General features: G+C 71.4%; 14 protein-coding genes. 3 read left to right on the top strand and 11 right to left on the bottom strand.

Annotation, left to right across the window (positions count from 1 at the left end; genetic code table 11):
- Positions 1 to 8: 8 nt before the first annotated feature.
- The 7 genes from AAH979_RS09440 to AAH979_RS09410 all read right to left on the bottom strand — a co-directional run bounded on the left by AAH979_RS09440 (position 9) and on the right by AAH979_RS09410 (position 13,111).
- On the bottom strand, positions 9 to 1,946 hold the full coding sequence (locus AAH979_RS09440) for a TOMM precursor leader peptide-binding protein (RefSeq protein ID WP_346257680.1): 1,938 nt from the start codon (positions 1,944 to 1,946) through the stop codon (positions 9 to 11).
- Complete coding sequence (locus AAH979_RS09435; protein ID WP_346257679.1) at positions 1,946 to 4,051, bottom strand: TOMM precursor leader peptide-binding protein; 2,106 nt, start codon at positions 4,049 to 4,051, stop codon at positions 1,946 to 1,948. Before AAH979_RS09435 ends, AAH979_RS09440 begins: the two co-directional genes overlap by 1 nt.
- Positions 4,048 to 5,904: a BTAD domain-containing putative transcriptional regulator gene (locus tag AAH979_RS09430; RefSeq protein WP_346257678.1), complete on the bottom strand. Its 1,857-nt coding sequence runs from the start codon at positions 5,902 to 5,904 to the stop codon at positions 4,048 to 4,050. The genes AAH979_RS09435 and AAH979_RS09430 overlap by 4 nt, the downstream gene beginning before the upstream one ends.
- 199 nt (positions 5,905 to 6,103) lie before the next feature.
- On the bottom strand, positions 6,104 to 6,757 hold the full coding sequence (locus AAH979_RS09425; RefSeq protein WP_346257677.1) for a response regulator transcription factor: 654 nt from the start codon (positions 6,755 to 6,757) through the stop codon (positions 6,104 to 6,106).
- 511 nt (positions 6,758 to 7,268) lie between these two features.
- Complete coding sequence (locus AAH979_RS09420; protein ID WP_346257676.1) at positions 7,269 to 9,407, bottom strand: MMPL family transporter; 2,139 nt, start codon at positions 9,405 to 9,407, stop codon at positions 7,269 to 7,271.
- Between the two features lie 280 nt (positions 9,408 to 9,687).
- Entirely contained in the window at positions 9,688 to 11,385 is a 1,698-nt protein-coding gene (locus AAH979_RS09415; protein ID WP_346257675.1) for a heme peroxidase family protein, read from the bottom strand.
- Positions 11,386 to 11,713: 328 nt separating this feature from the next.
- Positions 11,714 to 13,111 carry a short-chain fatty acyl-CoA regulator family protein gene (locus tag AAH979_RS09410; protein WP_346257674.1) on the bottom strand — a complete coding sequence of 466 codons (1,398 nt, stop codon included), beginning with the start codon at positions 13,109 to 13,111 and terminating at the stop codon, positions 11,714 to 11,716.
- A 201-nt stretch (positions 13,112 to 13,312) separates the two neighbouring features.
- On the opposite strand from AAH979_RS09410, the gene aceA reads away from it, so the two are divergent.
- The 3 genes from aceA to AAH979_RS09395 all read left to right on the top strand — a co-directional run bounded on the left by aceA (position 13,313) and on the right by AAH979_RS09395 (position 17,546).
- Positions 13,313 to 14,599 (top strand): isocitrate lyase, encoded by a 1,287-nt coding sequence (aceA, locus tag AAH979_RS09405; protein ID WP_346257673.1) that lies wholly within the window; start codon positions 13,313 to 13,315, stop codon positions 14,597 to 14,599.
- Positions 14,600 to 14,675: 76 nt separating this feature from the next.
- Positions 14,676 to 16,277, top strand: coding sequence for a malate synthase A (gene aceB / locus AAH979_RS09400; protein WP_346257672.1), 1,602 nt, complete (start codon positions 14,676 to 14,678; stop codon positions 16,275 to 16,277).
- A gap of 39 nt (positions 16,278 to 16,316) precedes the next feature.
- Positions 16,317 to 17,546 (top strand): hypothetical protein, encoded by a 1,230-nt coding sequence (locus tag AAH979_RS09395; protein ID WP_346257671.1) that lies wholly within the window; start codon positions 16,317 to 16,319, stop codon positions 17,544 to 17,546.
- A 94-nt stretch (positions 17,547 to 17,640) separates the two neighbouring features.
- Here the strand turns inward: AAH979_RS09395 and AAH979_RS09390 are convergent, their stop codons facing one another.
- The 4 genes from AAH979_RS09390 to AAH979_RS09375 form a co-directional block, all read right to left on the bottom strand.
- The gene (locus tag AAH979_RS09390; RefSeq protein ID WP_346257670.1) at positions 17,641 to 17,862 is read right to left on the bottom strand and encodes a hypothetical protein; all 222 of its coding nucleotides are present in this window, start codon (positions 17,860 to 17,862) and stop codon (positions 17,641 to 17,643) included.
- A gap of 86 nt (positions 17,863 to 17,948) precedes the next feature.
- Positions 17,949 to 19,676 (bottom strand): beta-N-acetylhexosaminidase, encoded by a 1,728-nt coding sequence (locus AAH979_RS09385; protein WP_346257669.1) that lies wholly within the window; start codon positions 19,674 to 19,676, stop codon positions 17,949 to 17,951.
- Positions 19,676 to 20,509: a carbohydrate ABC transporter permease gene (locus AAH979_RS09380; RefSeq protein WP_346257668.1), complete on the bottom strand. Its 834-nt coding sequence runs from the start codon at positions 20,507 to 20,509 to the stop codon at positions 19,676 to 19,678. Before AAH979_RS09380 ends, AAH979_RS09385 begins: the two co-directional genes overlap by 1 nt.
- Positions 20,509 to 21,408 (bottom strand): sugar ABC transporter permease, encoded by a 900-nt coding sequence (locus AAH979_RS09375; protein ID WP_346257667.1) that lies wholly within the window; start codon positions 21,406 to 21,408, stop codon positions 20,509 to 20,511. Before AAH979_RS09375 ends, AAH979_RS09380 begins: the two co-directional genes overlap by 1 nt.
- Positions 21,409 to 21,412: the final 4 nt, after the last annotated feature.

Raw genomic sequence — 21,412 nt, 5'->3', positions numbered from 1 at the left:
GCCTCACCTCAGGGGTACGGGTGCGGGACCCGGTGGATCTCGTCGTCGCGCAGGTCGTGGTCGGCCAGCCCGGCATGGCGCTGGGCGGTACGGAGGCGGGGCATGTGCAGGGCCCGCTGCCGCTGCCAGCCGAAGTCGATCGGCAACAGCCCCGGTACCGTCACGCTGGCCGTGTGCAGGCCGAGGTCCCGCTGTTCCGGCCGGGTCTGGTCGACCACGATCACGTCGAAGCCCTGCGCGGTCACCGTCGACACAGATCGTTCGAGGTCGTCACGCAGGTCGCCGGCGAGCGGGGGAGCCGGCCGGGCACCGGCGTACGTCTCGGTCATCGAGCGTGGCGCGGCGCCAGAGTCGAGCAGGAACGACGCGTGCCCGCGCATCTCCGGCAGCCCGTACAGCTGCGGATGGTCGTGCAGGTTCATCACCTTGTCATAGGCGTCGACCATCTCGCGCAGCTCGGGCTCCACGCTGGCGGCGCGCACCCTGAGCAGGATCGCGTCGGCCGCGATCTCGCACAGCGCCGCGGCGACCGCGGTCTCCGGGTCCAGGCTCGCCCCGCCGCCGAAGGCGAGCGTGCCGAAGCCGCCGTCGATCCGTTCCGCCACGGCGGTGACCGCGGGGATGTCGAACGTGCACCTCGCGTCGAAGAACCGGGCCCGGTAGCCGTACATCGCCAGCCGGTCCACCATGAGCCGGGTCTGAGGGCGGCGGCTGGTCTGAGGGTCGATCTCGGCCAGGGAGCGCTTGCCGTACCAGGCAATCATGAAGGCGTCTCGCTCGATCACCTCCATCAGGCCGTGGTACACCGCTTCCACCAGGCTGGCGCCCGAGGCGCAGCCGTTGGAGCACTCCTGGACGAAGCGGTCCTCCACCCTCGCGTGGTGGTAGTAGACCGACACCTCGGGCACCAGGATCGGCCGCGCGTCACGCATCGACCATCCCCAGACCCAGGGGATCGGCCGATCGGGCGCGAACCGCCTGATGCGGCGGTTCGACTTGTAGAACTCGTCCGCGTACACCCCGCACTCGCGCGGGTCGAGCGCGTCTTCGCCGAGGTCGTCCAGGGCCGCGACCACCGTGGTGCGCTTGCTGGACGGCCGCATACCAGCGGCCCGCTCGAGTCCCTCCAGCAGGCTCAGTCGTGCGCTGCGCGCGTAGCTGTCGGCGTGGCCACCGTGGAGCATCTCCCGCAGGTACTCGCCGCCGCGCGCCTGGAAGGCTCCGTGCACCGCCGCCGCCGACCGTGACGTGGCGTCAGGCCGCAGGCCGGGGCCGAGCACGCCGCAGACCGGGTTGACCAACGCGATGGTCGAGAGTGGATAGTCGGCGGCATCGCGGATGCGGAAGGCGTCCGGCGCGCGTTTCGGGCTCGCCGTCAGCTCCGGCGCCGTGGGTGCGTCCGGCACCGCGCGGGCGCACTCCGGGCAGTCGCCGTCCGGTACCAGCGGCACCCGGCTCACCCGCAGCGTCTCCAGGTCGAGTACGTGGACGGTGGCGCCGGCCGCCGCCGCGAGCAGGGCGCGCAGGGCGTCCGCGGCGAACGGGGTCGCGTAGGGCCAGTCCCCCGCGGCTGCTGTCTCGCCACCCAGCTCCAGGGCGTCGCGCAGCTCCGCCGGCCGGATCGCCTGCCATCGGCGGGCGAGACAACGGGCACAGCCAACCCCGCCCGGTTCCGGGGCGAGCAGGGCATGCCGGCCGTAGACCAGCACCCGCGCATGCGCTGTCGCGAGGCCACCCGCTGGCACCGTGGCGGTGAGTTCGTCGCGTGCACCGGGTTCGTCGCGTGCACCGAGTTCATCGCGTACGCCGAGTTCGTCGCGTACGCCGAGTTCGTCGCGTACGCCGAGTGGATACACGACGACCGGCGACGACGGGTCGGCGGCGTTCAGCAGCGCGCTGAGCGCTGCGGTGATCCGGTGTCCCGGATCCACGGCGGCCGAGCTCATCAACAGGACCTCTCCTGGAGCACGACGCGGACCGCGGACAGGCCACCGGCCGGCAGGTCGGCGCCGCCGATCGGCACCACCACGACATCTGTGCCGGCCTTCGCCAGATCGTCCAGCACACCCTGCCAGCCGCCACCCGCGTCGAGCCCGACCGGAGCGGTACCGGCCACCGCGAGGGTGTCGGCGTCGAAGTCGACGAGCATGGGGTCAGACCCGTCGGTGGCCTCCGGGTCAGCCGACTGCTGTCGAAGCTGGACCCGCCCGAGCAGGTCGCACAGCGTACGCACAGCGGCGTTCCGCCACGACGGGTCGGCGGCGATCGACCAGAGCTTTCCGCCGCTGCGCGGCTCGACGCACCGGCCGAGCAGCGTGGGTACCCCACCCGGCGCACTCGCGGTGAGGTCGAGCAGGTCGACAGTGACGTCCAGATTCGCCGCTGACTTGGCGAGGAACCGCAGCTCCGGGTCGTCCCCGAGCGCGTCCAGCGGCACCTGCGCCACCGGCGTACCGGCTATCGCGTCCCGCAGCGCGGCGAACGCCAAGGCGGAGGCGAGCCCTTCCCGAATCGCCGCGGCGGGGTCGAAGCCAGCCCCGGCTCCGGCGCGGCTCGGCTCGACAACCCGGTCCGCGTTGGCGATGCCGAACGGCTCGACCACCGCCCGCGGCAGTTCGACCCGCGCGTCGCTCGTCAGGCAGTCGCCGGTAACCGGTCCCGTGTCGTGCGGGCTCGCGCCGAGCTGATCGGCGTACGCGACGGCGGCCAGCGCCAGCGCGCGCGTCCGGGCCCCGACCACATGGTGTACGTCGAAGGCACTGATCCGCCGGGGTTTCCCTGACGGATCGGTGAACCGTACCGTACCGATCTTGACCGGCGTCTGCTCCCAGTCCTCGTCCTCGTAGCTCTGGAACACGCCGGCGTGCGGCTGGAGCAGGAGGTCCCGCGCGGCCAGTTCGGCGGCTGCGGCGTCGGCCGCCTCGTCCTCGTCGGCGACCTGGGCGGGCGACGGCGCGTCGATGACGACGGCGGCCAGCGGGATCCGCGGCGGTTCCGGCCGGCAGTAGACACACAGTGGGTGCGGCAACAGCGGTTCGCTTACCACGTCGAGCGAGTCCAGATCCTGCACGATCAGCTTGCCGTCGGTCTCGGCGGTCAAGGCGCCGGTGGTGAGCCGGAACACCTCGAAGCCCAGCAGGTTGCCGATCATGGCAGCCAGCGGGCCGGCCGGCCGGGGGAGGGTCGACGGCGCGGCGGCGGCGACCGCCACCTGGCGCCAGACGTCGGCGGCGTCCGCACCGCCGGCGTTGGCCGTCAACCGCAGCATCGCGCAGTACCAGCAGCCCCGGTGACCGGCACCGCAGGCCGGGCCGATGATCGCCCGGCTGCCGAACGTCCACGCGGGAATCATCGTCTTGCCCTCGGGAACGCCGGCGGCGAGCAGGCGGTGCGCCAGCCGGGCGGCGCCGTCGCCACCGGCCACCAGTACGACGTCGGCTTCGGCCAGGTCGGCCCAGCTCAGCTCGTCCCCGCCGGCCGGCCAGTCGAGCACCGCGGACGGTACGCCGGTGGAGTGCAGTTCCGCGGCTTCCGCGGCGGCGGTCCCGTCGCCCCTGCCGACGAGCGCTACCCGGGCCATCCCGTTGCGTACCAGGCTGGTGGCGCAGGCGTGCGCGATCGGCCCGCTCCCGATGACCGCTGCGGTGCTCTCGCGGAAGGCGGCGAACCGGTGCGGCGCGCCGTCGACGTAGTGGTCGATGTAGCCGATCTGACTGGCAAACCGCTTCGCCACCGCCGCGCCGACGACCGTCGCCGGATCCACCTCGTCCGGCGGGATGTCGCGGGCGAGCTTGCGGGTCAAGAGGGCGCTGACAAGTTCGCCGACCATGGCGCGTTGCGGCTCGGGCAGCTTGGCACAGAGCTCGGCTACCGTCCGGCGTCCGTTGAGGTGCGGGACCAGCAGGCTGGCCAGTCGATAGGCGCTGGGTGAGGTGATCCGGAAGCCGCCTGCCGGGTTGTGAAAGAGAACGCCGTCATATGCGGCGGTGAACAGCACATCTCGGCGGATCCGAGGCCGGGTGGCAGCAACGGACTCATATATAGCGGTCATCGGAACTCCGTTCCTGAAGCGGTGAGGGTGACAACGGCGCCGGCGCCCGGCCGCCGACCGTCGGTGGCGGCGTGGGAGTAGAGCCGAAGGAGCTCGCGCATCCGGTAGTGCCCCGGACGCTCGTCGAACAGGCTGGCGTCGGTGAGCTGGTCGACTATCGCCTCGGCGACGTCGGGCGTGACCCGTAGCCGGTCCGCCACGGCGGGCAGCGCGAGCGCGTCCTGCTCGTGCGTACCGAGGCGCAGGAACGCGTCCACAAGTGCCGGGGGCAGCCGGTTCACCGCGGTGTCGAACCGGCCCAGCAACGACATGTCCGGGTCGCCGGGAAGCGCCAGCCGATTGATCGGATCTTCGCGGAGCCAGGCGACCGACTCGGCCAGGCTCGTCCTGGTCCGGGTGAGCAGACGGCCGGCGGCGATCCGCAACGCCAGCGGCAGGTGGCCACACAGTTCGGCGAGCTCCGCCGCGGCGGCCGGCTCGGCCTCCACCCGCTCCTCGCCGATCAGCGTGGACAGCAGCGTGACCGACTCGGCGGGGCTGAGCCCCTCCAGCCGCTCTATCCAACCACCGAACCGCGCGACGACGCCGGCGAGACTGAACTGGCTGGTGAGGAGGACGGCGTCCCCGGGAGTCCACATCGGTGCGACCGTGAGCGCTTGCTGCACGTCGGCCACATCGTCCAGGATCAGCAGGCCGCGTCGCCGGGCGCCGGTGCGCGTCCAGCCCGCCACCCGGGCGGCCAGCTCGTCGGTGGTCAGCGGCTCGCCACCCGGGGCCCGCATCCTGACCATGAGTTGGCCGGCCGGAAAGTCCTCTCTCCGCTGCGCCGCCACGTACCGGGCCAGCGCGCTCTTACCGACGCCGGGTGGGCCGGTCAGCACGACGATGCCGGTCGCGGTGACGAGCCGTTCGGCCACGACCCGGGCAGCGGCGGCGCGCCCGACGAACTCCCGCGGCGCCCGGACGGACGGCCGGCTCGCCGCCGCGTCGTGCGGCTCGGCGGACTGGGCGGAGGTGGCGATCTGAGCCCGCCCGTCCAGCATCTGTCCGGTCAGGATGTTCGACTCGAGCCGCCGCAGGCGGGGCCTGGGATCGACGCCCAGCTCGCCGGAGAGGTAGTCCTTGATCCTTCGGTACTCGGCCACCGCCTCGGTCTGCCGGCCAGTCCGGTACAGCGCCTCGATGAGCTGCTCGGCGAAGCGCTCGTTCCCCGGGTAGGCGCGGGTGGCCTCCCAGAGTTGGACCAGGGCGGTCGCGGTGAAACCCAGCTGAATCTTCAGGTCGCAGAGCCGCTCCAGGACCCGCAACCGCTCCTCGTTCAGCCTCGGTACGACGTCGCGGTGCAACGTTTCCGACGGCACGTTGGCCAGCACCGGACCGTTCCACAGCGCCAGGGCCGCCTCGAGGAGCACGAGCTGCTGATCGTCCTGCGGCCGCGATTCGGCAGCCTTGGCCAGTTCGCGGAACCGGACCAGATCGACCGTTTCGGCGGACGCGCGGACCCGGTACCCGCCAGGCACCGTCTCGATGGCCGTGGCGGTGATCCCATGCCGGACGAAGAGCTGGCGCAGCCGCATGGCACAGGTCTGCAGCGCCCCCTTCGCGGCCGCCGGCTGGTCGTCGCCCCAGATCGCCTCCTGCAGGGCGCCCACCGAGACCACCTCGTTGGGGCGCAGCAGCAGCGCTGCGAGCAGGTTGGTCACCCGGGACGGCGGCAACACAACCGCCTCCGTGCCCTTGGCGAGTGCCAGCGGACCAAGCACCCGGAATGTCACCTCGGCCTGGGAGAGTCGTTCGGCCGTACCGCCGTCCGGATCCGGATCCGGGTCCGCTGTCCGCACGGCCGGTCGCATCGCATCCTCCCGTTCGCCCGTCGAGCCGGCAGCCAGCGACGGTCCCGTTACTGAGACTGTTACGCATGACCGAAATGTTTCGAGGCCTGGTCACGGCAAAAGGTAGCCCCCATCCGTGGGCCCCGGATACGTCACATTCCAGCGGTCGTCTCGTAAGCGACGGTCGCCGTAATGCGGGCAGCCATCGACCGCGACGGGATCAGATTCCCGGAATGAGGCGCAGCTCCATGGCGACTCGGGTCAGCCCGGCCTTGTTGTGCGCCCGCACCTTTCGCCGTACCCGATGCAGGTAGGTGTCCACGGTGGGCTTGGAGAGGCCGAGCTGCTGGCCGATCTGCTTGTGGGTGAGGCCCTGCGCGACAAGCGTGAGCACCTCCCGCTCCCGCGGCGTGAGCGCCGTGGCCGACACGGCGCCGACGGTCCGGTCCGGGGCGTCGCCGGGCTGCTCCGACGGCGAGCGATCGGCCGCGAGGACGGGGCCGAGGTTGCTTCCGAGGTAGAAGTCGCCGGCGGCAACGGCGCCTATGGCCCGGACGAGGCTGGTCACGCTGGCTCCCTTGGACAGGTAGCCCCGGGCACCGGCGCGCAGCGCCGCCCGCACATCGTCGGGGTCCGTCGAGTTCGACATGACCACTACCGGAAGGTTCCCCGGCAGCAGGAGAGGCTGGCGTACCGGCTGGGCAAACGGATCTCCGACCGCGATGAGGGCGTCCCGCGGGTACGCGAGCAGCCGCGGATCCGCGAAGGCGGCGAAGACGCCGGCCAACTCCAGGCTCACCGCGTCCTTGAGCACCTCGATCAGCCCGCGGAACGTAACAGATCGATCATCGATGATCGCGATCTTGAGGCTCATTGCGGCGGCGCTCCTCTACGGCGGACCAGCGCGGTCACACTTCGGTGATCGATGCAATGTAGATGAGGCGTTGTCGCCTATGCGTACAAGATTCGTATATTCGATATACAACCTCGGCAGACGGGCTGCCAGGCCAACGACCAGGCACAATGATCCTGGTCTCAGTGCTTTGGTGCGAGCTGTCCACATTGTGTGTCAATAAATGATAGGCGCCTTATGGGCTGGAAATAGGATGCGCCGTACCGCAGCGTCGATGTTGATACCCGGCCATTCCGGACGGAAAGTCAAGGCTCCCGGCGCCGGGCGGTCGGCGCTGCGTCGCGGCGATGGTCGCCATCGGGAACGGCGCCGGCCGCGACTGCTGTGCAGCCGGGCCCGGCTCGACGGCTACCGGCTGGTGCAGGGCTGGCCGCGGGACCGGTGATCCTGACGCGTCCCGGCCACGACGTCCCCGACGGTCACCTGTGCTGGCAGTCCTGGCCGGTCCGCCGTCGGGCTTACCCGGCGGGCGTCACGCGATGGGCTCGTCCCGTCGGTGTCGCCCGCCAGGACCGGGCGCGGTGTCCTCGTGCCCCGGCCACCAGGCGGCGTGGCCGAGCAGTGCGGTGATGGCCGGCGTCAGGAAGAGCGACATCACGAACGCGACGATGGCGATGCCGCAGGAGATGGCGAAACCCATCTGGGTCAGGGTGCTGTTGCCGGCCAGCATCAGCGAGGCGAAGGTGCCGGCGAGGATCAGTCCGGCGGCGGCGACCGTCGGTCCGGCGTGCCGGATCGCCATGCTGGCGGCGTCGCGCGGGCTGCGCCCCTCCCGGGCCTCCTCACGGAGTCGGGCGATCATCAGGATGTTGTAGTCGGTGCCGAGCGCGACCACGAAGAGATACATGATCACCGGCAGGATGAAGATCAGCCCGGGCTCGCCGAGCCCGATCTGGAAGATCAGTACGGTCGCGCCGAGGGTGGCGGCGAAGCCGAGGCCGACCGAGAGCATCAGATACCAGGGCGCCACGATGCTGCGCAGCAGCAGACCCAGGATGACCATGATGAGTACGGCGGCGACCGGGAAGACCACCGCGTAGTCCCGGTCGACCGCGGCCTGGATGTCGACGAAGACCGCGGTGATGCCGCCGACCAGCGCGGTCGTGCCGTCCGGTGCCGCCGCATGCGCGGTCTTCCGCAGCGGCCCGTCCACGGTGCGCAGGGCGGCGGCGGACTGCGGGGTGTCCGCCAGGGTGACCACGTAGTTCGCCACGGTCCGGTCCGGCGACAGGGCCGGCTCCGCGACCTGCCCGACCCCGGGCACCCCGGCCAGCCGCTCGCGGTACCCGCCGAGCTGCTCTGCCGGCAGCGGGGCACCGGTGTCGGAGCGGAGGAAGACGTTCGACGGCTCGGTCGCGCCGGCCGGCAGCCCCTTGCGCAGCTCCCCGCTCCAGACGTTCGACTCCGACTCGGTGGCGGTGGACCCGCTGCTGAGGTCGAAGTTCGGGTGGAAGCCGAGCGCGAAGACGGCGAGTACCACCAGCGCGCCACCGGAGACCGCCGCGTACAGCGCCGGGCGGCGACCCAGCGAGCGGCCGATGGCGGTGAACCGGGCACCGGTCGGCTCGTGCCGCCACGCCTTCGACGGCCAGAAGACCTTGGTGCCGAGCAGCGAGACCACCGCCGGGATCAGGGTCAGCCCGGCGACCAGCGTGGTGGCGACCGCGATGGCCAGGGCGGGGCCGAGCGACCGGAACAGGCCGAGGGTCGACAGGATCAGCGCCAGGAACGCGATGATCACCGCACCGGCGGCCGAGGCGATCGCCTCCCCGGCGCGGGCCACCGCGTTGATCATCGCGGTCTTGGGGTCCTCGCCCATCCGGAGGCGTTCCCGGTAGCGGAACATCAGGAACAGGATGTAGTCGGTGCCGACCCCGAACAGTACGACGATCAGCATCGCGCTCACCGAGCTGTCGGTCTTGAGGTCGAACGCGTCGTTGGCCCAGGCGATCAGCCCGGTGGCGACCTGCGACACCGCCCCGATCACCACCACCGGCAGCAGTGCGATGATCGGGCTGCGGAAGATGATCAACAACAGCACCAGGATCAGCCCGATCGTGGCCACCCCGATGATCGCGTTGGCCCGGTCGCCCGACTTCTGGGCGTCGAGGGCCTGAGCGGCGGTACCGGTGATGCCCGCCTTCAGGCCGGAGTCGGCGAGCTGGGCCGGCAGCGCGTCCCGGAGCGCCTGCACTGCGTCGGCCTGCGACCGGTCACCCGCGCTGCGCTGCGGATTGAGCTGTACCGCGACGATCTGGATCAACCGGTTAGGTGACGGCGGTGTCGGCACCACCGCGACGACGTTGCGGATCCGCTGCCCGCCGAGTGCCTGCCCGATCGCCGCCACCTTCGCCGCGTCGGCGTCGGTCAGCGGCGCGTCGTCCTGGCGCTCGAAGACGATGATCGCGGCCGGCGTGGTGGCCTGCGGAAATGCCTTCCGCTGGACCTCGATGGCCCGGATTGACTCGTAGTGCGAGGGGAGGAACGACGCCTCGTCGGTGGTGGCGGTCAGGGTCGGGGCGAAGCCGATCACCGCCGCCGCCGCGATCACCCAGGCCACGATCACCCAGACCGGGTGCCGGACCACGAACCGTCCCACAGCGGCGAACACCAGCCGCACCTCCCGCGTCGGTGACCATCCCTCCGTGATCAAACCTAAACGCTGCGCTATCCAGAAATGTCGTAAATAGTCCAGCCGGTGGACGCGGCCGGTGGCGCTCGGCGTCTTCACCGGGCACACCGGGTGGCTCTCCGCCGGCCCAGACCGGCTGCCGGCCCAGACCGGCCGGCGGGCCGGGCCAGCCGGCGGAGGCTTGTCCGCCCCCACCGACCGGCCGCTCGACATGCTCGCCGGGCCCGGGCGGGCTAGGCGAAAACCGGTACGGCTCGGTTCAGCCGACCGGGTTGAGCAGTTCGGCCTTGCCCTCGAAGGCGTACAGCAGCAGGTCGACCATCCGGAACGTCTCGTCGTCCGGTCCGAGGGTGGGCCGCCAGGTCGGGTCGCGCAGGATCGAGATCCGGCTTCCCTCGATGGCCCGGTGGAACACCTCGGCGACGATCCGCGCGCCGACACCGTCGAGCCGGCCGCCGTTGAACTCCGCCTCGCGCAGGATGTAGAACCACAGCGGCGTGTTGGTGGTCAGCTCGGTCTTCTGCTCGTCGGTCAGCCCGTCCAGCACGGCCCCGTCCAGGCCGCCCAGGATCTCGTCGGCCTTGAGCGGCACCAGGTCGAAGAGCTGGGCCATCTGCTGACCGCTGGCCAGCCGCACCATCACGGCCCGGGTGAGGTTGCGGAAGGCCAGGTTCAGCTCGATCGCCGGCGGCGCCTCCTGGCCGCCGAACGATCCGAGCGGCAGGTTGCGCAGCGGGTCCACCATCCGGGTGTCGATCCGCTGGGTCAGGTTGAGCTGACGCTGCCCCGGATCGGCTTCGTCCCGCTTGACGACCGCGACCAGGTCGTCCCGGCCGGCCTCGGTGAAGTCGTACAGGCGGCGGAAGTCGGCGATCCAGTTGGTGGGCAGCCGCTCGAACGACCCCGACTCGGGATCGGCGATGGTGCCGTCCGGCGAGAGGATGCCGCTGGTGCCGGAGAACTGGAACAGCAGCTCCAGGGTGCCGGGCGCCAGTACGTCCGGGTGGTCCGAGGTGTTGAAGACGCGGTTCCAGTCGTACACGGCACGGATCATGCTGTGTCCCAGCCGGTAGGCCGCGACGGAGAATTCGATCGGCATGGTCGGCCGGTCGCCCGGCTGCACGGCCCGGTCCCGCCGCCCGGAGCCGTAGCCGGGGGAGACCTCGAAGAACCGGCGGCCCCGGCTGAACACCTCGTCGACCACCTCCGGCGCGACGATCCGGGGCAGGAAGTCGGTCACCAGCAGCCACTGGTAGTGCTTCACCACCACCGAGCGGGCTGCCCGGAACAGCGCCGGTCCGGCGAGCCCGCCCTCGGCCAGCTGGTCGACCACCCGGTTGTGGAACCGGATGAACGCCAGGTGGGTCTGGGCGACCGCCAGGTTCTCGTCGTTGCGGGCGTCCGGGATCAGCGCCGCCCGCCGCTCCCGCTTGCTCGACCCCAGCCCGGACCGGGGCAGGTCGAAGCCGTCCCGGTCCTGGTTGACCACGGGGTCGTCGCCGGCCACCGCCGCGCTGGTGCCGGTCTTCAGGTGTACGCCGTCAGCCGCGTAGAAGACCCGGTCGTGCTTGTCCCCTGGTCCCCGGCCGTAGAGCGAGTCGAGGTCGAGCGCCGGGGAGCGGCCCTGGAGCAACTCGTCGACGGAGACGTCCTCGCCCAGCGCGGCGGCGGTGTTGTCCATGGTCAGGTCGTGGTCCACGAACTGGCCGAGGTACGTGTACCCGGCGGGAACGGCCGGGTCCGCCGAGTCGGCGTTCGCGCCGGCCACCATCGCCTCGGCGACGGCGGTGCGGGTCGGCTCGGAGAGTGCCCGACCCTCCGGACCGAGCCGGGAGAACCGGAACTTGCGCAGCTCGGCGGTTGTCGACGGGCGGCGGGTGGTCGGTTCGCGCTTGTCGTCGAAGCAGAGCAGGCCCTCGCCCTCGACGAGGTAATCCTCCCGCATGTGCCGTTTCATTCGTCGTTCCTCCCTCGTGGTGACCAGCACCCGGACCCGGTTCGACTGACGGGGGAGGGATGTGCACGACAGGCGCGTACGCACGGCGACGCAACGTGCGTCCGTGCTGCCTGAACCCCGTGAACGTCCGCGATCGGCGCGGACCAGCCGACCCGGCCCGGTGCACCATGCCGGTCTCAGTCGACGTAGGGCCAAGAGTCCGCAGTGCCGCCGGGGTCGTCCACCTAGTGTCGAGCATGCGACGGAAGCCGGGCCCAATCGTCACGCTGAGGCTATCTGCCCGTCACTGTAAGCACTTTCTCGACGTTCGCTGAGTATCCTCTGTGGACTACCTGTCCCGCTCGCGGAGCGGGTACGGGATGAACGTGCTCCGGTTCTCGTCGAGGTCGAGTTGCCGGCCGATCGGCTGGGCGGCCCGCTGCGGGCAGGTCATCCGCTCGCAGGTCTTGCAGCCCGGCCCGATCGGGGTGGCCGCCTCGGTCGCGTGCAGGTCCATCCCGGCGGAGTAGACGAGCCGGCCGGCGTGCCGGGTCTCGCAACCCAGGCCGATCGCGAACGTCTTGCCGGGCTGGCCGTACCCGCCGTGGTGCCGGGTCACGGTGCGGGCGATCCACAGGTAGCGCTGGCCGTCCGGCATCGCCGCCACCTGGGTCATCACCTGGCCGGGAGCGCCGAACGCCTCGTAGACGTTCCACAGCGGACAGGTGCCGCCGGAGCGGGAGAACGGGAAGCCGGTCGCCGACTGGCGCTTGGACATGTTGCCGGCCCGGTCCACCCGGACGAACGAGAACGGCACCCCGCGCGCCCTCGGTCTTTGCAGGGTGCTCAGCCGGTGGCAGACGCTCTCCCAGCCCATCGCGAAGTGGTCGGTCAGCAGTTCGATGTCGTATCGCATCGTCTCGGCCGCGATGAGGAATTCCCGGTACGGCAGAATCAGCGCGGCGGCGAAATAGTTCGCCAATCCGACCCGCATGAGGATCTGGGTTTGCAGGTCGGCGACGTTTTCCTCCTCGATGATTTCGTCGATGACGTCGGCGAATTCGAGCAGCGCGATCTGGGCGCCCATCCGGATCGCCCGCTGGCCCGAGCGCAGCGAGGTCGACAGGTGCAGGGTGCGGGTCTCCGGCCGGTAGCGGTGCAGGTCACCGGCGAGCGAGTCGGGATCCTGCCGGACTATCCGGATGCCGTGCCGGCCGGCGAGCCGGTCACTCAGCGCGGCCCGGGTCTCGCCCCGGCGGATCCCGATCTGCGCGGCCAGCGCCTCGGCCGCCTCGTCCAGTTCCGGGACGTAGTTCTGCCGGCGGTAGAAGAAGTCGCTGACCTGGTCGTGCGGGCTGCGGCCGGGCACCAGCCCCCGGTCGCCGACCACCTCGGCGAGCTGGTCGTCGACCTGCCGGTAGCGCCGGTAGAGGTCGATCACCGCCTCGGCCACCTCGGGCAGCTTGCCCGCGAGTTCCGTGAGGTCGGGCAGGCTGGCCCGGGTCGGCAGCGCCTCGCGCAGCTCGGCGACCAGCCGGGGCGTGTCGTGCGGTGCGAAGTAGGCGGTGTCGACGCCGAAGACCTCGGTGATCCGGATCAGCACCGGGACGGTCAGCGGGCGGGAGTCGTGCTCGATCTGGTTGAGATAGCTGGGCGAGATGGCGAGCTGCCGGGCCAGCTCGATCTGGTTGATGCCGTGCTCCTCGCGCAGCCGGCGCAGCCGCGCACCCGCGAACGTCTTGGCCACGGCGCCTCCCTCCGCCCGGATCCAGTCACATTAACACATCTGAAAAGCAGCACATTCGCAACTTTGCAAAATGCGGTCGAGACTTTTCAATAGTTGGCTGTTTCCGTGTCTCGACCCGTCGCCGACGACCGTGCCACAGTTTCGCCAAGTCCTGATGGACGGTGAGTTGTCGACTATCGACTGAACCCCGAGGAGACTTCCATGAGCACGCCGGCAGAGCGGTTGCGTACCGAATGGGCCACCGACCCGCGTTGGCGGGGCGTCGAGCGGGTCTATCAGCCGGAGGAGGTCGTCCGGCTGCGTGGCGTGGTGCAGGAGCAGCACACCCTCGCCGACCGGGGTGCCCGGCGGCTGTGGGGCCTGCTGCACCAGGAGGACTTCGTCCCGGCGCTCGGTGCGCTCACCGGCAACCAGGCGGTGCAGATGGTCCGGGCCGGGCTCAAGTCGATCTACCTCTCCGGCTGGCAGGTCGCCGCCGACGCCAACCTCGCCGGACACACCTATCCGGACCAGAGCCTCTATCCGGCCAACTCCGTGCCGGCGGTGGTGCGCCGGGTCAACAACGCGCTGCTGCGCGCCGGCCAGATCGAGACGGCGGAGGGCCGCCGCACCGGGGCCGACGACGCCGGGATCGACTGGCTCGCCCCGATCGTCGCCGACGCCGAGGCCGGGTTCGGCGGGCCGCTGAACGCGTACGAGCTGATGACCGCGATGATCGTCGCTGGCGCGGCCGGGGTGCACTGGGAGGACCAGCTCGCCTCGGAGAAGAAGTGCGGGCACCTCGGCGGCAAGGTGCTGGTGCCGACCGGGCAGCACGTCCGGACCCTCAACGCCGCCCGGCTCGCCGCCGACGTGGCCGGTGTCCCCTCGGTGATCATCGCCCGTACCGACGCGCAGGCGGCGACGCTGCTCACCACCGACGTCGACGAGCGGGACCGGGCGTTCGTCACCGGTGAGCGGACCGCCGAGGGCTTCTACCGGGTCCGCAACGGGCTGGACGCCTGCGTGGCCCGGGGACTCGCCTACGCCCCCTACGCCGACCTGCTCTGGATGGAGACCAGCACCCCGGACCTGGAACTGGCCCGCCGGTTCGCCGAGGAGATCAAGGCGGTGTACCCGGACCAGATGCTGGCGTACAACTGCTCGCCGTCGTTCAACTGGCGCAAGCACCTCGACGACGCCACCATCGCCAAGTTCCAGCGGGAGCTCGGGCACATGGGCTACCGCTTCCAGTTCATCACCCTGGCCGGCTTCCACGCGCTGAACTACTCGATGTTCGACCTGGCCCGCGGCTACGCCGCCGACGGCATGCCGGCGTACGTGTCGTTGCAGGAACGGGAGTTCGCCGCCGAGGCGTACGGCTACACGGCGGTCAAGCACCAGCGCGAGGTCGGCACCGGCTACTTCGACCTGGTCAGCACGGTGCTGAACCCGGCCGCCGAGACCACCGCACTGCGCGGCTCGACCGAGGAGGAGCAGTTCGCATGAGCGAGCGTAGCGAGCGAATCAGCCAGCTCAGTGTCGATGTGCCTCATGAGGGCACGGAGCGGAGCGGAGTGCCGTCATGAGAATCGCAGTGACCGGACCGCTGCGCGAGCGGTACGACGAGATCCTCAGCCCCAAGGCGCTGGACTTCCTGGTCGCGCTCGACAGCGAGTTCGCGGCCCGCCGGGTGGCCCTGCTGGACACCCGGCGGGCCCGCCGGGCCCGCTACGCCGACGGCCAGCTCCCCGGCTTCCTGCCCGAGACCGAGGCGATCCGGGCCGACCCGAGCTGGCGGGTGGCGCCGCCGGCACCGGGCCTGCACGATCGGCGAGTCGAGATCACCGGCCCGACCGACCGGAAGATGACGGTCAACGCGCTGAACTCCGGTGCGCAGGTGTGGCTGGCCGACTTCGAGGACGCGCTCGCGCCGACCTGGGACAACGTGATCGGCGGGCAGCTCAACCTGGTCGACGCGATCGACCGGCGGATCGACTTCACCGCGCCGGGCGGCAAGCGGTACGCCCTCGGCGACGACCTCGCCACCATCGTGGTCCGGCCGCGCGGCTGGCACCTGGTGGAGAAGCACGTCGTGGTCGACGGGCGGGCGATCTCGGCCACCCTGGTCGACTTCGGGCTCTACCTCTTCCACTGCGCGCAGCGGCAGCTCGACGCCGGCAGCGGCCCGTACTTCTACCTGCCGAAGCTGGAGAGCCACCGCGAGGCGCGGCTGTGGGCCGAGGTCTTCCGGTTCGCCCAGAGCTATCTCGGCATCCCGCAGGGGACCGTCCGGGCCACCGTGCTGATCGAGACCATCACCGCCGCGTTCGAGATGGACGAGATCCTGTACGAACTCCGCGAGCACTGCGCCGGGCTGAACGCCGGACGGTGGGACTACATCTTCAGCATCGTCAAGAACTTCGGCTGGCGGGACGACTTCGTGCTGCCGGACCGGGGCGACGTGACGATGACGGTGCCGTTCATGCGGGCGTACACGGAATTGCTGGTCCGGACCTGTCACCGGCGCGGGGCGCACGCGATCGGCGGGATGGCCGCCTTCATCCCGAGCCGGGATCCGGAGGCCAACCGGATCGCCCTCGGCAAGGTCCGGGCGGACAAGGAGCGTGAGGCCGCCGACGGGTTCGACGGCTCCTGGGTGGCCCACCCGGGGCTGGTGCCGGTCTGCCGGGAAGCCTTCGACGCCGTCCTCGGCGACCGCCCGCACCAGCTCGACCGGCGCCGCCCCGAGGTCACGGTCGGCGCGGACGACCTGCTGTCGGTGGACCGTACCCCGGGCCGGGTCACCGGCGCGGGGCTGCGCGGCAACGTGGCGGTGGCGCTGCGCTACTTCGACGCCTGGCTGGCCGGCACCGGCGCGGCGGCCATCTTCGACCTGATGGAGGACGCGGCCACCGCCGAGATCGCCCGCTGTCAGGTGTGGCAGTGGCTGCACCACGCGACGCCGCTGGCCGAGGGCGGCCGGGTCACCGAGGGACTGGTCCGGTCCATCCTGGTCGAGGAGGTGACGAGGCTGAACGCGGAACGGTCGGTGGAGGAACGGGACCGGCTGACCCGGGCGGCGGAGATCTTCGTGCAGACCGCGCTCGGCGAGGAGCTACCGGCCTTCTTCACCACCGAGGCGTACGCCCGGCACCTGGTGACCTCGACGGTGCCCGTCCGGTAGGGGGCACCCGCCGGCCGATCCGGCTGACATCATGGCCGGGTGCTGGAACGACTCGACGACATTGACTGGGAACGGCTCGGGCACGCCTACGGCACCGCCGAGGACGTGCCCGAGCAGCTCCGCGCGCTGCGCTCGCCGGACGCCGCGATCCGGGAGAAGGCCCGCTGGCAGCTCTACGGCAACATCTTCCACCAGGGCACCCGGTACGAGGCGACGGCGTACGCGGTGCCGTTCCTGCTGGAGTTGCTGGCCGACCCGGCCACCGCCGAACGGGAGGAGTTGGTCGGCCTGCTGGCCGCCATCGCCGTCGGCTACGACGAGCAGTGGCTGCCCGACGGACTGCCGATCGCCGAGCACCGGCAGCAGGCGGCCGGCGGGGCGGAACTGCTCGCCGCCGCACCGCATCCGGGCGACGACGACTTCGACGAGGACGAGGGCGACGCCGAGTACCTTGCGTCACTCTCCGAGGACGACCAGGACAGGCTGTACACCCACGTGGTCGTCGCCGCGTACGACGCGGTCCGGGCCGGGGTGCCGCTGCTGCGTACCCTGCTCGCCAGCGAGCACGACCTGGAGTTGCGGGTGATGGCCGGGTACGCGCTGTCGTGGTTTCCCGAGGAGGCCGAGGGCAGCCTGCCGGTGCTGGCCGGTGCCGTCACCGAGGCGCTGGAGGTCGGGGCGACGGCCGCGGACGGCCCGGACCACACGGTGCTCGCCGCGACCGCCCTGGTGGCGATCGGGCTGCTCGGCGGGGCGCCGGACCCCGCCCTGCTCGACGACCGGCGTCCGCTGGTCCGGTGGGGCGCCGCGATCGGGCTGGCCCGGGCGCACGGGCCACGGGCGGACCCCGCGGTCGCCGCCGAGCTGCTGGGCTGGGCCGGCGGCGAGAGCCCGAGCGACGACCGGGTGCCGTTCCTCGACGGCGACCTGGCCGGGTTCGCCGGGCAGGCGCTCGCCCAGCTCGGTGCCGGCCGGACGGTCGAGACGTTCGACGCGCTGCTGCGCCGGATTCCGGCCGTCTCCGGCGTCGAGGCGCTGCACGTCGTCGGTGAGGCGCTGAAACTCGCCTTCCCGGGTGGGGCGCTGACCGGCGACGTCCCGTTCGACGCCCTCGACGAGCGGCAGCGACGGCTGGTCCGGCAGCTCGCCGACCACGAGCAGGTGTGGCGGATCGACGGCTCGTACTTCGGGAACTTCCGGTTGCTGATCGGCGAGTACGGCCTGCCGGACAAGTACGTCACGCTCCGGTCGTACGCCGGCCAGGGGTAGGGAGGTGCGGCGTCGTGCCGCCGGTCGGGGCGTCGGCAGCTAGGCCGGCGCCCCGACACTCGACTACGCCTCGGCGGCTCGGCGTGTCAGCCGACTACTTGTCGTCGGCGAGCGCGACCAGCGCGCTGGCGGTACGGAAGTACTGGCTGCGGCCGAGGTCACCGATGGTCTTGATGCCCAGCGCCTCCTTGAGGTGCGTCGCGGCCCGCTCGCTGACTCCGGCGAGCGCGGCGACCGGGGCGTCGACGAGTTCGGCCATGCTCTTGTCCTGGTACTCCTTGTCGACCAGCTTGGCAAGGTTGGCGGTAACCGGCACGAATGCTCCCAATGGATGATCGGTCCGGCACGGCGCCGGATCCGGCCAGCATTGTTCCAGATAGGACGGACGCGGTTTCGACCGGATCATGAACTCGACGGCGCCGCCGGACGGCCGGGACCGGGCGGAGTCGTCGCATGGTCGGAACCGGGTCCACCCGCGCGCTGCCGCAGTACGTTGCCGGTGATCCGGGCCAGCTCGGCGTCCCGGTCGGCCCGCTGGCGCGGCCAGCCCGCCGCGTCCGGCCGGCGCTGCCAGGGCAGCGGCCCGCCCGGTGGCCGGTATTCCACGCCGAGCGCATCCAGCCGGCCCAGGTGCTCCCGCAGCCGGTCGTCGAAGCCGTCCATCGTGCCCGGTGCCGACCAGACCGCCTCGGCGAACGCGGAGAGCCGGGGAAAGGCCAGATAGTCGACGGTACGCGGGTTGTCGGCGTGCTCGGTCCAGAGGTTGCACTGCGCCCCGACGATCCGGTGCCGCAGGTCGGCCGGCAGTTCGGCGGGTACCGGCTCGAAGGCCCGCACGTCCGCGACGGTGAGCACCGTGCCGACCGGGATCGGCTCGTCCGGCCGGTCCGACTGCCGGTAGTCGAGATAGGCGGAGGTGTCCCAGCAGGAGACCACGTCGTGGCCGGCGCGGGCCGCCGCGACCGCCAGCGCCGGCCCGCGCCAGGCCGCGACCGTCGCCTCGCCGGGCAGCCCGCCCTCCAGCACCTCGTCCCAGCCGAACAGCACCCGCCCGTTCGCTGCCAGGTGCCGCTGGAGCTGCCGGACGAACCAGCTCTGCAACTCGTCCTCGTCGCGCAGCCCCAGCTCGCGCCGGCGCTGCTGGGCGGCCGGGCTGGCCCGCCACTCGGACTTGTCACACTCGTCGCCGCCGATCCCGATGTGCCGGCTCGGAAACAGCTCCATCACCTCGTCCAGCACGTGCCGGACGACGTCGAGGGTCCGGTCGGAGACGTTCAGCACCCGCCGGGAGATCCCCCACCGGGTCGAGACCGCCACCGGCTCGCCGGGGTCGTTGCCGAGTTCCGGGTACGCGGCGATCGCCGCCTGGGTGTGCCCGGGCAGGTCGATCTCGGGTACGACAGTGACGAAGCGCTCCGCCGCGTACCCGACGATCTCCCGGAGGTCGTCCTGCGTGTAGTAGCCGCCGTGCGGCCGGCCGTCGAAGCGCTCGTGCTGCCGGGAGCCGACCATCGACTCGGGCCGCCAGGCGCCCACCTCGGTCAGCCGGGGGTAGCGCCGGATCTGCACCCGCCAGCCCTGGTCGTCGGTGAGGTGCAGGTGCAGCACGTTCAGCTTGTGTGCGGCGAGCAGGTCGACGAGGCGCAGCACCCCGGCGACCGGCATGAAGTGCCGGGCCACGTCGAGCATGCAGCCGCGCCAGCCGAACCGGGGTGCGTCGGAGATCTCCACCGCCGGCACCCTCCACGGGCCGGCCGAGACCCGGGCCCGGCGGTGCACGGCTGGCGGCAGCAACTGGAGCAGGGTCTGGGTGCCGTAGAAGACGCCCGCCGGGGCGCCGCCGGTGATGGTGACGCCGTCGGGGCGTACCCGCAGGTGGTAGCCCTCGGCGGCCAGTGCCGGGTCGACGGCGAGCGCGATGCTGCCTCCCCCGGCGACGGCGCCACCCCCGAAGCGAACGCCGTCGCCGGGGGAGGGGTCCGGCAGGGGCAGGCCGGTGGAGCGGGCCAGGGTTTCCCGGAGCAGCCGGGCCACCCCGGCACAGCCGGACTCCGCGCCGAGGGTCGTGGCCGGACCGAGCGCGAACGCTCCCGACCCCTCGCGGGTGGTGGCCGGACGGGGCAGCGGCATCAGTCCTTCACCGCCCCACCGAGCCCGGCGACCAGCCGGCGCCGGACGAAGACGAAGAAGACGAGTACCGGCACGGTCATCAGGGTGGAGGCGGCCATGATGCCGCCCCAGTCGTTCTCGTCCGGCTTGAAGAAGACCAGCAGCGCGGCCGGCAGGGTCTGGTTCTCGGTGGCGCTGATGATGAAGGTCTTGGCGAAGAGGAAGTCGTTCCAGGCGGTGATGAAGGAGAAGACGCTGGTCGCGGCGAGGCCGGGTGCGATCAGCGGGAAGAGGATCCGGCACAGGATGGTGAACCGGGAGGCGCCGTCCACGGTGGCCGCCTCCTCCACCTCCGGCGGCACCGCCGCGACGAAGCCGCGCAGCATCCAGATCGCGAACGGCAGGCTGAACGCCAACTGCACCAGCACCAGCGAGCCGAGGGTGTTCAGCCCGACGCCCGGCACGGTCCGGCCCAGGTCGCGGATCTGGAAGAAGAGCGGGATGCTCAGCGCCTCGACCGGCACCATCTGGGCGATCAGGAAGAGCACCAGGATGGTGCTGCGGGTCCGGAACCGGTAGCGGGTCAGCGCCACCGCGGCCAGGAACGCGACCAGCGCACTCAGCGCGACCACGGCCAGCGCGACGACCAGGCTGTTCAGGAAGTACCGGCCGAAGCCGCTCACCCCGAGCGCGGAGCGGAAGTGGTCCAGGGTCGGGTGCAGCGTCCACGGGCGCGGATCGGCGGAGAGGATCTCGCCGGTCGGCTTCAGCGCCGACAGCACCATCCAGTAGATCGGGAAGACCGTGACCAGCGCGACCAGGATCGCGACGGTGTCCGCGACACGGCGACGCATCAGAGCACCTCCCCGGTGCGGCGCAGCGCGCGCAGATAGCAGAGGGTGACCACCAGCAGGATCAGTGTCATCACGATGCCGATCGCCGAGCCCAGGCCGTACTGCGACGAGGCGAACGCCTTCTGGTACGCGTACACGTTGAGCACCATGTTCTGGCCGGCGATGCCGCCGCCCCGGGTCATCACGTAGATCTGGGTGAAGATCTTGAAGTCCCAGATGATCGACTGGATCACCACGATCGCGATCAGCGGTCGCAGCATCGGCACCGTGATCCGGCGGAACGCGGTGGCCGGGCCCGCACCGTCCAGCGCCGCCGCCTCCAGCACCGACGGCGGGACGGCCTGGATGCCCGCGTACAGGGTGATCATCACGAACGGGAAGGAGTGCCAGACCACCACCGCACCGACCAGGCCGAAGGCCACGGTCCGGTCGTAGAGCCAGTTGTGGCCGTCCAGCCCCAGCACCTCGTTGACCAGGCCGAGGTTGCTGTCGAAGAGGAACATCCAGACCACCGAGCCGGTCATCGCCGGTGCCGCCCAGGCGGTCAGCGCGGCGTACGACAGCAGGGTCCGGGCCAGCTTGCCGATCCGGGTCATCAGCACCGCCAGCGTGGCACCGACGGCGAGGGTCACCAGCACGCACCCGGCGGCGAAGACCACCGTCTGGCCGAGCACCGTCCAGAACGCCGGATCGGCGAAGAGGTTGGAGAAGTTGCCCGCCCCCACGAACCGGGCCGGCTCGCCGCCGGAGACCTGCGGCTGCCCGTAGTCGAACAGGGAGAGCAGGCCGAGCTGATAGAGCGGGTACCCGAACATCGGCACCAGCACGGCGAGCGCCGGCAGCAGCAGCAACCCGGGCATCAGCCGCTGCTGCCGGCGGATCGTTGCGGACGACGGCACGCTG

The organism is Plantactinospora sp. ZYX-F-223 (assembly GCF_039649625.1).
Lineage (GTDB): Bacteria > Actinomycetota > Actinomycetes > Mycobacteriales > Micromonosporaceae > Plantactinospora.
Note: the sequence above shows the minus strand (reverse complement) of the source record. Positions and strands in the feature narration are given on the sequence as shown.